Below are 12,792 nucleotides of genomic sequence, written 5' to 3' on the forward strand. Positions count from 1 at the left end.
TTCCGTGGCAGTTTTCGTGCCGAAATACCGCCAATTCGCGTGACGGGCCTGGGTGTTTACCACAAGCGCGGTCAATCTTCGCTAAAATACCGTGTTGGGCCGATCCTGCGTCCGTTGGCGCCGACCCGCTGCATTTTCCTACTACCTGCCTCGAGCCGTCGAAATGACTCTCTTCTCCGCTGTCGAACTCGCCCCGCGCGACCCTATTCTTGGCCTGAACGAAGCCTACAACGCCGATCACCGTCCGAACAAGGTGAACCTGGGCGTGGGCGTGTATTTCAATGCGGAAGGCAAACTGCCCCTGCTCAAGGCCGTGAAGGCAGCGGAAGAACAACGCGTGGCCGCCGGCCTGCCGCGCGGCTATCTGCCGATGGAAGGCATTGCCGCCTACGACAAGGCCGTGCAGGAAATGCTGTTCGGCAAGGAGTCGCCCGTGCTGGCCGAAGGCCGCGTGGTCACGGCGCAGGCGCTCGGCGGCACTGGCGCACTGAAGATCGGCGCGGACTTCCTCAAGCAACTGAACCCGAACGCCACCGTCGCCATCAGCGACCCGAGCTGGGAAAACCACCGCGCGCTGTTCACCACGGCAGGCTTCAACGTCGTGTCGTACCCCTACTACGACGCCGAGTCGCACGGCGTGAACCTGCCGGGCATGCTCGACATGCTGGGCAAGGAACCCGAAGGCACGATCGTGGTACTGCACGCATGCTGCCACAACCCGACCGGCGTCGACCTGACGATGGACCAGTGGGCCCAGGTCGTGGAGGTCGTGAAGGCCCGCAAGCTCGTGCCGTTCCTCGACATCGCCTACCAGGGCTTCGGCGACGGCATCGATGCCGACGCCGCCGTGGTACGCCTGTTCGCTGCGTCCGGCCTGAACTTCTTCGTGTCGAGCTCGTTTTCCAAGTCGTTCTCGCTGTACGGCGAACGCGTGGGCGCGCTGTCGATCGTCACAAGCAGCAAGGACGAAACGACCCGCGTGCTCTCGCAGCTCAAGCGCGTGATCCGCACCAACTACTCGAACCCGCCGACGCATGGTGGATCGGTCGTTGCCGCCGTGCTGGGCAGCGCCGAGCTTCGCGCCCTGTGGGAAGAAGAGTTGGCCGAGATGCGTGAGCGCATCCGCGCGATGCGTCTGGCGCTCGTCGAAAAGCTCCGCGCGCACGGTGTGGACCGCGACTTCTCGTTCGTGATCAAGCAGCGCGGCATGTTCTCGTACTCGGGCCTGACCGCCGACCAGGTCGAACGCCTGCGCGAAGAGTTCGGCATCTACGCCGTGAGCACGGGTCGCATCTGCGTGGCCGCGCTCAACGACAAGAACATCGATCACGTCGCGTCGGCCATCGCCCAGGTGCTGCGTTAATCGCGCGCTCGAGCACCCCCGGAACGGCGCGAACCGGCGCCGATCGAAAAGCCCGCCTTCCGGCGGGCTTTTTCATGCCCGGCGCCTGCTGCGGCGCAGCATCGATAGTTATCGCCAATGACGCCAATTAAACAAAACTATCGGGCTGATGCGCAAATGCCATATATCAGGGTTATGCTGCGTTGCACAGCCGCGATAAACGGTTGCATAATTCCTTCATCATCCGCCTCAGGGCACACAACATGCTGTATCAGATTCATGAGTACAACCGTGCGTGGCTGAATCCCCTCACCACGTGGGCCAAGGCGGCGGCGACGACTTTCGTCAACCCGGGCAGCCTCCTCGCCATGATGCCGGGCGCCCCGCGCATCGCCGCCGGATACGAACTGCTGTACCGGCTCGGCAAAGACTACGAAAAACCCGAATTCAACATCAAGGCGGTCGAAGTCGACGGTCACAACATTCCCGTCGTGGAAATGACCGCGATGGAAAAGCCGTTCTGCCGCCTGCTGCGCTTCAAGCGCTACGCCGACGACGCGAGCGCCGTGGGCCAGCTCAAGGATGACCCGGTCGTGCTGGTCGTGGCACCGCTCTCGGGCCACCACGCCACCCTGCTTCGCGACACCGTCACCACGCTGCTCAAGGATCACAAGGTCTACATCACCGACTGGGTCGATGCCCGCATGGTCCCGCTCGAAGCCGGTGCGTTCCATCTGGACGACTACGTGGCGTACATCCAGGAGTTCATTCGCCACATCGGCGCCGAGAACCTGCATGTGATCTCCGTTTGCCAGCCGACCGTGCCGGTGCTCGGGGCGATCTCGCTCATGGCGTCGAACGGCGAAAAGACACCGAAGACCATGACGATGATGGGCGGGCCGATCGACGCGCGAAAGAGCCCCACGTCGGTCAATTCGCTGGCGACCAACAAGTCGTACGAGTGGTTCGAGAATCACGTGATCCACCCCGTGCCGGCGAACTACCCGGGCTCGGGGCGTCTTGTGTATCCGGGATTCCTGCAGCACGCCGGCTTCGTGGCCATGAATCCGGATCGCCACCTGAAGTCGCACTGGGACTTCTACCTGGACCTCATGCGCGGCGACAATGACGACGCCGACTCCCATCGTCGCTTCTACGACGAGTACAACGCCGTGCTCGACATGGCGGCCGAGTATTACCTCGACACGATCAAGACCGTCTTCCAGGACTTCAGCCTCGCGCGGGGCACCTGGGACGTCGCCGGTCAGCGAGTCCGTCCGCAGGACATCAAGACCACTGCCCTGTTCACGATCGAAGGCGAACTGGACGATATCTCGGGCAGCGGCCAGACGCAGGCCGCGCATGAGCTGTGCACCGGCATTCCTGCCAAGCGAAGGGCCCATTTCACGGCGCCTTCGTGTGGTCACTACGGCATCTTCTCGGGTAGCCGCTGGCGCAACGTGATCTATCCGCAGATCCGCGACTTCATTGCCAGGCACGCCTGATCGCAAGCCGTCGTTCGTCGGATAAAAACAAACCGCCGCGCGGGCCGAAGCCCCCGCGGCGGTTTGTTTTTTCCTGCATGCCGCAACGCGAACGAACGCGGCCGCGCTGCCTCAGCGCATACGCAGCGTGTCGAGCAGCATCCGGGTGTTGAACGCGGAATAGGACTTGCGCGACTCCCCGACCATCACATCGCGCCCCATGACGATGGCCAGCGTGTGGCGATTCGACATCACGTAGTAACCCATGGCGGAAATCGTCACGTAGAGATCGACCGGATCGATGCCCTCGCGAATCTCCCCGCTGGCCTCGCCCCGCTTGAGCGTCTGCGCGAGCAGCTCCACGATGGGTGAGATCCGCTGGCGAATTTCGGTCGACTGCCGCATCGACCGGGCCTCGTGCAGATTCTCGTTGTTGATCAGTTGGATCAGCTCGGGATGCTCGGCGTAGTAATCCCACACGAAGTGGGCCAGCTCGGCCACCGCGTCGAGCGGCGCGAGCACGTCGAGTCTGAGCGCGTGTTCGGCGCGGTTGAATTCGCCATAGACCTCTTCGAGCACGGCCAGATAAAGCTGGTCCTTGTTGCCGAAGTAGTAATACAGCATACGTTCATTGATGTCGGCCCGGCGAGCGATGCTATCCACGCGGGCACCGCTGGAACCCCGCTCCGCAAACTCCTCGATCGCCGCGGCAAGAATGCGCTGGCGGGTACGTTCGGGGTCCCGTTTGATCTTGGTTTGGGATGTGGTCATGATCGGCCGGTCGTTCTCAACGGGCGGAATTATGGCACATCGGTTCAGTGTTTCCGCAAAATGCAGGATAATTTGACTTTCCGCAGAATCCCCCGCAAACGACGTGTCCGAAGTCACCGCGCTCGCGCAGCGCATCGATGCCCTATTGCCCCAAACGCAGTGCACCAAGTGCGGTTACGAAGGCTGCCGCCCTTATGCCGACGCGATTGCCAGCGGCGAGGCCAGTTACAACCAATGCCCGCCCGGCGGCGCGCAGGGCGTGGCACGCCTGGCGCAACTGCTCGGGCGCCCCGTCATCCCCCTCAATCCGCAGAACGGCATCGAGCGCCCGCGTCCGCGCGCCGTCATCGACGAATCGCTATGCATCGGTTGCACGCTTTGCCTGCAGGCCTGCCCGGTCGACGCCATCGTCGGCGCCGCCAAGCTCATGCACACCGTCATCGAAGCGCGCTGCACCGGCTGCGATCTGTGCGTCCCGCCCTGTCCGGTCGACTGCATCGACATGGTGCCGGTGACGGGCGAGCGAACCGGCTGGGACGCCTGGTCGCCCCCGCAAGCCGACGCCGCCCGCGCACATTTCGAAGCCCATCAGGCACGCCTGGCGAAGGAAAAGGCTGAACGCGAAGCGCGTCTGGCCGCCCGCGCGGCGCGTGTCGCGCAAGCCGGTGGATCGAAAGGGCCGGACGCCAGCGCCGTCGTGCCCGCCGTCTCGCAGGTCGAAACAAGCACGCCCCCCCTGTCGCCCCAGGAGGTCGACGCCGCAGCGGCAGCGGCAGCGGCCCGCAAGCAGGCCATCATCCAGGCCGCGCTGGAGCGCGCCCGGCAAAAGAAGGCTGCGCTGGCGGCCGAGGGACTGGGTCCGAGGAACACCGAGAATGTCTCCGCCGCCGTGCAAGCTCAGATCGACGAAGCCGAAGCGCGGCGCAAGCGTCTGGGGCTCTCCCCGGCGTCGCCCCACGGTGACGGCGACGACGCCAAAACGGTCTGAGACGCCACACGCCACCCCGACAAAGCCACATCCGACCGACGCGCCAACGCCATGAACGACGCCAAACGCCGTGCCCTGTTCGAGACCCTGCAACGACTCAATCCGAACCCGACGACGGAGCTCGAGTACACGTCGCCGTTCGAATTGCTGATCGCCGTGTTGCTCTCGGCCCAGGCGACCGACGTGTCCGTGAACAAGGCCACGCGCAAGCTGTACGCGGTGGCCAACACGCCGGCGAAGATGCTCGCACTCGGGGAAGCGGGTGTATCGGAGTACATCAAGACGATCGGCCTGTACCGCACCAAGGCGAAGAATGTCATAGCCACCTGTCGGTTGTTGCTCGACGCGCACGGCGGTGAAGTGCCGCGCTCGCGCGAGGCGCTGGAGGCGTTGCCGGGCGTGGGTCGCAAGACCGCGAACGTCGTCCTCAATACGGCCTTCGGCGAGGACACGATCGCGGTCGATACGCATATCTTCCGGGTGGCGAACCGCACCGGCCTGGCGCCCGGCAAGGATCCGCTCGCCGTGGAACTCGCGCTCGAGCGCGTGACGCCGCGAGAGTTCAGGCACGACGCGCATCACTGGTTGATTCTGCACGGTCGATACGTATGCAAGGCCCGCAAGCCCGAGTGCTGGCATTGCGCGATCGAACCGCTGTGCGATTTCCGGCCGAAAACCCCTGCACCGAAAACCTGACGCGCGAACTCTCGCCACCAACGACAACGGGCGGCCCCGACATCGGGACCGCCCGTTTTGCATGACGCGCTCGCCGCCCGACCCGGCTTCCGGGCGGGCCGCACGTGCGTGCCTTAGATGATGCGCGCGGCCTCGTCGAACGACAGGCGCGGATTGCGCGGGAAGAGCTGCGCGTGATCGCCGTAGCCCAGGTTGCAGATGAAGTTCACGCGCCACTCGGTGCCGCCGAAGAACGTGTCATTGACCTTCTGGGCGTCGAAGCCGGCCATCGGTCCGCAATCCAGACCCAGCGCACGCGCGGCGAGGATGAAGTAGCCGCCTTGCAGCGAGCTGTTCATGTGCGCCGCGCCAGCGGCCTTGGCGGCGTCGCCCGAGAACATCGGCACCATCTTCTCGGCGCCGTTCGGGAACAGTTTCGGCAGGTGCTCGTAGAACTTCAGATCGAAGGCGATGATTGCCGTCACCGGCGCGGTGCGCGTCTTTTCGACATTACCGGGTGCCATGCACTCGAGCAATTTCGCCTTGGCTTCCGGGCTCTTCACGAAAACGATGCGTGCAGGCGTGGTGTTGGCCGACGTCGGGCCCCACTTCACGAGTTCGTAGAGTTCGCGCAGCGTCTCGTCGCTGACCGGCTTGTCGAGCCACGCGTTGTGGGTGCGGGCGTCGGTGAAAAGTTGGGCGATGGCTTCTTTGGCAATGCTGCTCATGACGAATGACCTCGGGTGATGGTTGGCGAACGATGCGCGATTGTACCGTCGTCGCGCCGCGCGTGCTGACGCGGCAAAATTCGCTACCGCGGGCCACCCGGGCGACCTTCATGCTCCCGAGGCACCGCCGCGCGCGGAGAGCCAGAGTACGCCGCCGAGAATCAGTACGCCCCCTCCCCACTGGGCGATGGAGAGCGTTTCGCCCAGCAACATGGCCGCGAGCAGGACCGTAACCACGGGTTCGAGCGTCGAGAGCATCGACGCGCGCCCGGCCCCCAGACGCTGAAGACCGGCGAAGAAGGTGAGAATCGCAATGACCGTCGAGCACACGGCGATGGCCAGCAGCGCCGCCCATCCGCCGTAGCTGCCCGGCCATCGCAGCGAAACGCCCTGAGATGCGCGTATCGCCACCATGGCGCCGAACGACACGGTGGCGGCCAGGCAGACGAGCGTCGCGGTCGCTCTCGCGTCGACTCCACGTGTGAGACGCGCGCCCACGACGATGTACCCCGAATAGATCAGCGCCGCCGCCACGGCCAATGCCATGCCGAGCGGTTGCCCCTGCCCCCCGCCCACGGTCAGTGCCGTGCCCAGCGAACACAGCGCGAGCGCGCCGAGCTTCACCGGCGTGAGGCGCTCATGCAGGAAGATCGCAGCCAGAATCGTCACGAACACCGGATAAAGGTAGAGCAGCAGGGCAACGAGCGACGCCTGCGCGTATTGCAGCGCCCCGAAGAAGCACAACGACTGCCCGACGTAGCCGATGCCGCCCATGAGCGCGATGCCGATCGTCTGGCGGCGCGACGGAAACGACACGCGCCGCACCCGGCACCAGATCAGCAGCAGCGCAGACGCGACAAAGAAGCGGAACAGGAGCATCGCGTACATATCGGCCCCGGACGCCGAGGCCGCGCGCGCGAAGATGGCCATGGCGCCGAATGCCGACGCCGACAGGGCGATCAGCGCCACGCCGCCCCATGCCGACGGCGGCGGGACAGACGGCATGGCGGGAACGCCGCCGGAGGCGGCAGGCATGCGGGGGCTTTGCGACATGATTGGGAAAATTGAGCGACAATACGGCGTGTTTACAAGGGTTATCGGCGCGTTACGTTCACGGCGGACCGACCCGGCATACCGCGGCAATGCATGCGCCATTGTAGCCACGGCATGCCTTACCCGAACCCCACGGAGTCCCCATGTTCAATCCGAGCCGCGACGAAGTCCGGCAATTCTTTTGCACCACCTGGCACAAGCAACGCAGCGGTGGCATTCTCACGCCGCTCGAGACGATTGCAGCCGACTGGATTCAGGAGCACCCCGAGTATCACGATGCGCTCGACGATACCGAGGATGCGAGCAGTCGCGACTATTCGCCCGAGGCCGGGCAAACCAACCCGTTCCTGCATCTGTCGATGCATCTGGCGATCAGCGAGCAGGTCTCGATCGATCAGCCGCCAGGCATCCGTGCCGCCTACGAGAAACTGACGAACCGCCTCGATTCACCGCACGAGGCGCAGCACCGGATCATGGAGTGCCTCGGACAAACGCTTTGGGAAGCGCAGCGCAGCGGCCAGCCGCCGGACTCCGACGCCTACCTCCAGCGCATCGAGCAGCAGGCCTCGCGATAGCGCCTCGCCAGACGACAGAAAACGACGGACACCCATTGGGTCACCGTCGTTTTCTTGTCTGCCGGACGGCAGGTCCTCCCTCACGACACCGCCCCTCCTCGGGCGCGCCTCGCTGGCCCGTACCGGGGGCCGTCGTCGCGCTTACTTCTTAGTGACGAGATCGCCGGGAAGCGATTCCACGTAGGCGGCGATGTCCTTCAATTCTTCCGACGTGAAGGGACGCGGCTTGCCGTCCTTGCCCACCGTGGCGGGATTGGACATGACCTGGGTCTTCATGATGGCATTGGAGCGGCCGAACACCAGGCTCGTTTCGTTCTGGTAGGCACGCAGCGCGTTGTAGACGTAGTCGGCGTATTGCCCCGCCAGCTTCGGATATTCGGGGGTGATCGGCGCGTTCAGATTGGCGCCATGGCAGCTCACGCACATGCCCTTCTCCACCAGCGCCTTGCCATTGGCCACATTGCCGGCAGCATGCGCCGAGCCGGCGAACATGGCGCCGACCAGCAGGGGCATCAGGGATGCCGCCAGGGCGGCCTTGGTCGTCGCATACATCGAATGCTTCATCGTGTTCTCCTCAGCCACGCACGTTTTACTTCTGGGGATTGACCGGCGTCGACGCCGACTGCGCCGCGTAGTAAGCGGCGATGTCGACGATGTCCTGATCGGACAACGTGGCTGCGATGGCGTGCATCGACTGGAACTTGCGATCGCCCTTCTTGTATTCGTTCAGCGCGTTTTCGATGTATTTCGCGTTCTGTCCGCCGATCCTGGGCACGTGATACACCTCGGGGAACGCGGTGCGATAGTCGGGAATGCCGTGGCATCCGATGCACATGGCGACCTTGCCCTTCGCCGCTTCGATGTTTGGCGTGAGTTCGGCCGCATGCAGCGTGAGCGACGTGCCACCAAGCGCTAGCGCCATCATCGTGAGGAACTTTTTCATGGTCTTCTTGGGAACGTTTTTGGTTGGAATACCGGCCCGCAACACGCAGGTCCGCGTCCCGGCTCCAAGGCCGCCGACCTGTGAAAAAAGCAATCGATTGTAACCTACCCACTCCGCCCCGCAAACTCGGGGGTGACCCGCACAGTTCTCCGAAGTTTTTGCACAAGTCCTTGACGCAAAGGCAGATTTTCGCCGCTCAAGCGAGCCGTATGCGCAATGTCTTATACTGAACTTTTTCCCTGACCGGCCGACTGGCCGGCTGTTTGCGGACGGCTCCGATCATGCGCTTTGAAGGCTCTTCCCAGTACGTCGCCACCGACGACCTCAAGCTCGCCGTGAATGCGGCGGCCACGCTCCAACGTCCGCTGCTCATCAAGGGCGAACCCGGCACCGGCAAGACCATGCTCGCCGAGGAAGTCGCCGCCGCCCTCGACATGCCGCTGCTGCAATGGCACGTGAAGTCCACGACGAAGGCGCAGCAAGGGCTTTACGAATACGACGCCGTGTCGCGCCTGCGCGATTCGCAACTGGGCGACGAGCGTGTTCGCGACATCGCCAACTACATCGTCAAGGGTGTGCTCTGGCAGGCCTTCGAGGCCGACCGGCCCGTGGTGCTGCTGATCGACGAGATCGACAAGGCCGATATCGAATTCCCTAACGATCTGCTGCGCGAGCTCGACCGCATGGAGTTCTACGTCTACGAGACGCGCCAGCTGATCAAGGCACGGCATCGCCCGCTCGTCATCATCACGTCGAACAACGAGAAGGAGCTGCCCGACGCCTTCCTGCGCCGCTGCTTCTTCCACTACATCAAGTTCCCCGAGCCGGCCACGATGCAGTCGATCATCGACGTGCACTTCCCGAACATTCGCCGCGAACTGGTCAGCGCCGCCATGGCGACGTTCTTCGAGGTGCGCGAGATTCCGGGCCTGAAGAAGAAGCCGTCGACCTCGGAGCTGATCGACTGGCTCAAGCTGCTCATGGCCGAGGAAATCGGGCCGGAGGCGCTGCGCAGCGCCGACAACAAGCTGGCCATTCCGCCGCTCGCGGGCGCGCTGCTCAAGAACGAACAGGACATGCATCTGTTCGAGCGTCTCGTGTTCATGAATCGCGCCAACCGGTAAGCGCGCTGCCGTCATGCTGATCGACTTCTTCTACACCCTGCGCGCGGCAAAGCTGCCGGTCTCGGTCAAGGAATACCTGACGCTGCTCGAAGCGCTGCAGCGTCAGGTCATCGCGCCCTCGCTGGACGAGTTCTACTATCTGGCGCGCCTCTCGCTCGTCAAGGACGAGAAGCACTACGACAAGTTCGATCAGGCGTTCGGCGCGTACTTCAAGGGCGTGCAGCAGGTCGTCGACGCGTCAGGCGAAGTGCCGCTCGAATGGCTCAGGAAGCGCATGCAGCGCGAACTCTCGCCCGAGGACAAGGCACGCATCCAGGCGCTGGGCGGCCTGGACAAGCTCATGGAACGCCTCAAGCAACTGTTCGACGAGCAGAAGGGCCGCCACGAAGGCGGCAGCAAATGGATCGGCACCGGCGGCACGTCGCCCTTCGGCAACGGTGGTTTCAACCCCGAGGGCATTCGCATCGGCGGCGAGAGCAATGGCAATCGCACCGCGGTGAAAGTGTGGGATCAGCGCGCATACCGGGATTACGATGACACCGTCGAGCTCGGCACGCGCAACATCAAGGTCGCACTGCGCCGACTGCGCAAGTTCGCGCGCGAGGGTGCGGCCGAAGAACTCGATCTCGACGACACCATTCGCTCCACGGCCGCCAACGCGGGCTGGCTCGATCTGAAGCTGGTGCCGGAGCGCCACAACAATGTGAAGGTTCTCATGCTGCTGGACGTGGGCGGCTCGATGGACGACCACATCGCGCGCACGGAAGAGCTGTTCTCGGCGGCAAAATCCGAATTCAAGCATCTCGAGTTCTATTACTTCCACAACTGCGTCTACGACTTTCTGTGGCGCCAGAATCGTCGTCGTCACAGCGAGCGCTTCGAGACATGGGACGTGCTGCGCAAGTATCCGGCGGACTACAAGCTGATCTTCGTGGGCGACGCCACCATGAGTCCGTACGAGGTGCTGCAACCGGGTGGCTCGGTCGAGTACAACAACAAGGAAGCCGGCGCCGTATGGCTGCGCCGCTTCATCGATCGCTTTCCGCACCATGCCTGGCTCAACCCCGAGCCCGAGGCGATATGGCAGTATCGCCAATCGATTTCGGTGATCCGCCAGCTATTTGCCAATCGGATGTATCCCATCACGATCGCCGGACTCGAATCGGCCATGCGGGTGCTGAGCAAGTAAGCCCGCCGTCACACGGTCGGTGCGGCGCCCGTGCAGCGCCACGGCATGGCCTCGCGCTGCTGCACCGCCGCACGGCGGCACGACGGCGCATTAGCAGCCCACCACCGATGCACTACCGGCGCACTACCGACGCAATAACAACGTAATAACAACGTAACGAGAGACACCTTTCCATCATGACGTCCAGCACGACCTCCCTGCCGCCGCTCCGCCCCCTGGCAGACACGTCGCCGTCGGCCATCGTGGCCGGCTTCGTAGCGATGATGACGGGCTACACCAGCTCGCTGATTCTGATGTTCCAGGCGGGCCAGGCCGCCCATCTCTCGTCGGCGCAGATTTCGTCCTGGATCTGGGCGCTGTCGATCGGCATGGGGGTGACCACCATCGGGCTGTCGCTGCGCTATCGCACACCCGTGGTCGTGGCGTGGTCGACGCCGGGCGCCGCGCTGCTGATCACGTCGCTGCCTGGCGTGCCCTATGGCGAGGCCATTGGTGCCTTCATCGTCTGCAATGCACTCATTGCGGTGTGCGGGTTGACCGGCGGCTTCGAGACGATCATGCGCCGGGTGCCGCCCGCGCTGGCGTCTGCATTGCTTGCCGGCATCCTGTTTCGCATCGGGCTGGAGATCTTCGTCGCCGCGCAGCACCAGACCGCGCTCGTGCTCTCCATGTTCTTCACCTACCTCGTGGTCAAGCGCTTCGCGTCGCGCTACGCGATCTTGCTGGCGCTGATCGTGGGCACGGCCGTCGCGGGCGGACTTGGCCTGCTCGACTTCAGTCGTTTCGACGTGTCGCTGGCCAGACCCGTATGGACTACGCCGTCGTTCTCGCTGTCGGCGACGATCAGCATCGCGATTCCGCTGTTCGTGGTGGCGATGGCCTCCCAGAACGTGCCCGGACTGGCCGTGCTGCGCGCCGACGGCTACAAGGTGCCTGCATCGCCACTGATTTCGACGACGGGCATCGCCTCGGTACTGCTTGCGCCGTTTGGGTCGCACGGGATCCATCTGGCGGCGATCACGGCCGCCATCTGCACCGGGCGCGAGGCCCATGAAGACCCCGCCAAGCGTTACACCGCAGCAGTCTGGTCGGGCGTGTTCTACCTGATCGCGGGTACCTTCGGTGCGACCATTGCCGCCTTGTTCGCGGCGTTCCCGAAAGCGCTCGTGGTCTCGATCGCCGCCCTTGCCCTGTTCGGCTCGATCATGAACGGACTGGCCAACGCCATGCACGACACCAGGCAGCGCGAAGCGGCGCTCATCACCTTCATGGTGACGGCCTCCGGGCTGACGCTGCTGTCCATTGGCTCGGCGTTCTGGGGCCTGATCGCCGGCGTGCTGACGCTGGCGATTCTTCAGTGGCGTCGCGCCTGAATCGATCGTGCACCGTGCGCCGCCGCCGCGCCCGGTGATACCATCCCGCGCGCAGCGACACTTCAATTCTTACGTAACCGCAGGAGCAGCAGAACCATGGCAGTGATCGAACCGACTCCGGTCTTCAAGGACAACCTCGCGCAGATGACGCAGCAGGGCATCACCATCGACGGCATTGCACGCATCGAGTTGCACGACACCGCCGGCGCGCTCGTCGCGACCATCGAGAACGCCCCGGGCAAGCAGGGCTCGCTCGCCGTGTACCACTACCTCAAGCAGGCATTCGGCACGCTCGACGCCAAGGCAGCGCAACACGGTCTGGCCGTGTTCGCGGAACACACGGCCGACGCGCGCAATCGTCCGGGGGCTCACCCGAACGTCGATCGCCTGCTGGCCATCGTCGCCGGCGGCGAAGCGCTGCGCATCGAGGAAGTGCCCGCGTAACAACGGACACGCACGGACACGCACGGGCATGCACGGGCATGCACGGGCATGCACGGGCACGCACGGGCATGCACGGGCATGCGGGCAACGGTGGAATGCCGCC

At 64.2% G+C, this 12,792-nt stretch carries 14 protein-coding genes; 9 read left to right on the forward strand and 5 right to left on the reverse strand.

Annotated features, from left to right (window positions below; translation table 11 throughout):
• Positions 1 to 163 precede the first annotated feature (163 nt).
• Both LV28_RS39550 and LV28_RS39555 read left to right on the forward strand, forming a co-directional pair.
• Positions 164 to 1,363, forward strand: a complete 1,200-nt coding sequence (locus tag LV28_RS39550) for an amino acid aminotransferase (protein ID WP_023596711.1) — start codon at positions 164 to 166, stop codon at positions 1,361 to 1,363.
• Positions 1,364 to 1,605: 242 nt separating this feature from the next.
• The gene (locus LV28_RS39555; RefSeq protein WP_023596712.1) at positions 1,606 to 2,847 is read left to right on the forward strand and encodes a polyhydroxyalkanoate depolymerase; all 1,242 of its coding nucleotides are present in this window, start codon (positions 1,606 to 1,608) and stop codon (positions 2,845 to 2,847) included.
• A 111-nt stretch (positions 2,848 to 2,958) separates the two neighbouring features.
• On the opposite strand, the gene LV28_RS39560 is transcribed toward LV28_RS39555, so the two are convergent.
• Positions 2,959 to 3,597: a TetR/AcrR family transcriptional regulator gene (locus LV28_RS39560; protein ID WP_023596713.1), complete on the reverse strand. Its 639-nt coding sequence runs from the start codon at positions 3,595 to 3,597 to the stop codon at positions 2,959 to 2,961.
• A 103-nt stretch (positions 3,598 to 3,700) separates the two neighbouring features.
• Here LV28_RS39560 and rsxB point away from each other — a divergent pair, with 103 nt between their 5' ends.
• Positions 3,701 to 4,585: an electron transport complex subunit RsxB gene (gene rsxB / locus LV28_RS39565; protein WP_038620672.1), complete on the forward strand. Its 885-nt coding sequence runs from the start codon at positions 3,701 to 3,703 to the stop codon at positions 4,583 to 4,585.
• 51 nt (positions 4,586 to 4,636) lie between these two features.
• Positions 4,637 to 5,281: an endonuclease III gene (gene nth / locus LV28_RS39570; protein ID WP_023596715.1), complete on the forward strand. Its 645-nt coding sequence runs from the start codon at positions 4,637 to 4,639 to the stop codon at positions 5,279 to 5,281.
• A gap of 113 nt (positions 5,282 to 5,394) precedes the next feature.
• Here nth and LV28_RS39575 read toward each other — a convergent pair whose 3' ends face one another.
• Together LV28_RS39575 and LV28_RS39580 are read right to left on the reverse strand one after the other, a co-directional pair.
• On the reverse strand, positions 5,395 to 5,988 hold the full coding sequence (locus tag LV28_RS39575; RefSeq protein ID WP_023596716.1) for a malonic semialdehyde reductase: 594 nt from the start codon (positions 5,986 to 5,988) through the stop codon (positions 5,395 to 5,397).
• A 108-nt stretch (positions 5,989 to 6,096) separates the two neighbouring features.
• The gene (locus LV28_RS39580) at positions 6,097 to 6,993 is read right to left on the reverse strand and encodes a DMT family transporter (protein WP_038620669.1); all 897 of its coding nucleotides are present in this window, start codon (positions 6,991 to 6,993) and stop codon (positions 6,097 to 6,099) included.
• Positions 6,994 to 7,184: 191 nt separating this feature from the next.
• Here LV28_RS39580 and LV28_RS39585 point away from each other — a divergent pair, with 191 nt between their 5' ends.
• Complete coding sequence (locus LV28_RS39585) at positions 7,185 to 7,616, forward strand: DUF1841 family protein (protein WP_023873811.1); 432 nt, start codon at positions 7,185 to 7,187, stop codon at positions 7,614 to 7,616.
• A 141-nt stretch (positions 7,617 to 7,757) separates the two neighbouring features.
• Here LV28_RS39585 and LV28_RS39590 read toward each other — a convergent pair whose 3' ends face one another.
• The gene (locus LV28_RS39590; protein ID WP_023596718.1) at positions 7,758 to 8,180 is read right to left on the reverse strand and encodes a c-type cytochrome; all 423 of its coding nucleotides are present in this window, start codon (positions 8,178 to 8,180) and stop codon (positions 7,758 to 7,760) included.
• Positions 8,181 to 8,205: 25 nt separating this feature from the next.
• Complete coding sequence (locus LV28_RS39595) at positions 8,206 to 8,559, reverse strand: c-type cytochrome (protein ID WP_023596719.1); 354 nt, start codon at positions 8,557 to 8,559, stop codon at positions 8,206 to 8,208.
• 281 nt (positions 8,560 to 8,840) lie between these two features.
• On the opposite strand from LV28_RS39595, the gene LV28_RS39600 reads away from it, so the two are divergent.
• The 4 genes from LV28_RS39600 (at position 8,841) to LV28_RS39615 (ending at position 12,689) form a co-directional block, all read left to right on the forward strand.
• Complete coding sequence (locus tag LV28_RS39600) at positions 8,841 to 9,683, forward strand: AAA family ATPase (protein ID WP_023596720.1); 843 nt, start codon at positions 8,841 to 8,843, stop codon at positions 9,681 to 9,683.
• Between the two features lie 13 nt (positions 9,684 to 9,696).
• On the forward strand, positions 9,697 to 10,872 hold the full coding sequence (locus LV28_RS39605; protein WP_023873809.1) for a vWA domain-containing protein: 1,176 nt from the start codon (positions 9,697 to 9,699) through the stop codon (positions 10,870 to 10,872).
• A 176-nt stretch (positions 10,873 to 11,048) separates the two neighbouring features.
• A complete protein-coding gene (locus LV28_RS39610) occupies positions 11,049 to 12,245 on the forward strand; it encodes a benzoate/H(+) symporter BenE family transporter (protein WP_038620664.1) in 1,197 nt (398 codons plus the stop codon).
• A 102-nt stretch (positions 12,246 to 12,347) separates the two neighbouring features.
• Positions 12,348 to 12,689 (forward strand): DUF2322 family protein, encoded by a 342-nt coding sequence (locus LV28_RS39615; protein WP_023873808.1) that lies wholly within the window; start codon positions 12,348 to 12,350, stop codon positions 12,687 to 12,689.
• The last annotated feature ends 103 nt before the right edge of the window (positions 12,690 to 12,792 follow it).

Source organism: Pandoraea pnomenusa (assembly GCF_000767615.3).
GTDB lineage: Bacteria > Pseudomonadota > Gammaproteobacteria > Burkholderiales > Burkholderiaceae > Pandoraea > Pandoraea pnomenusa.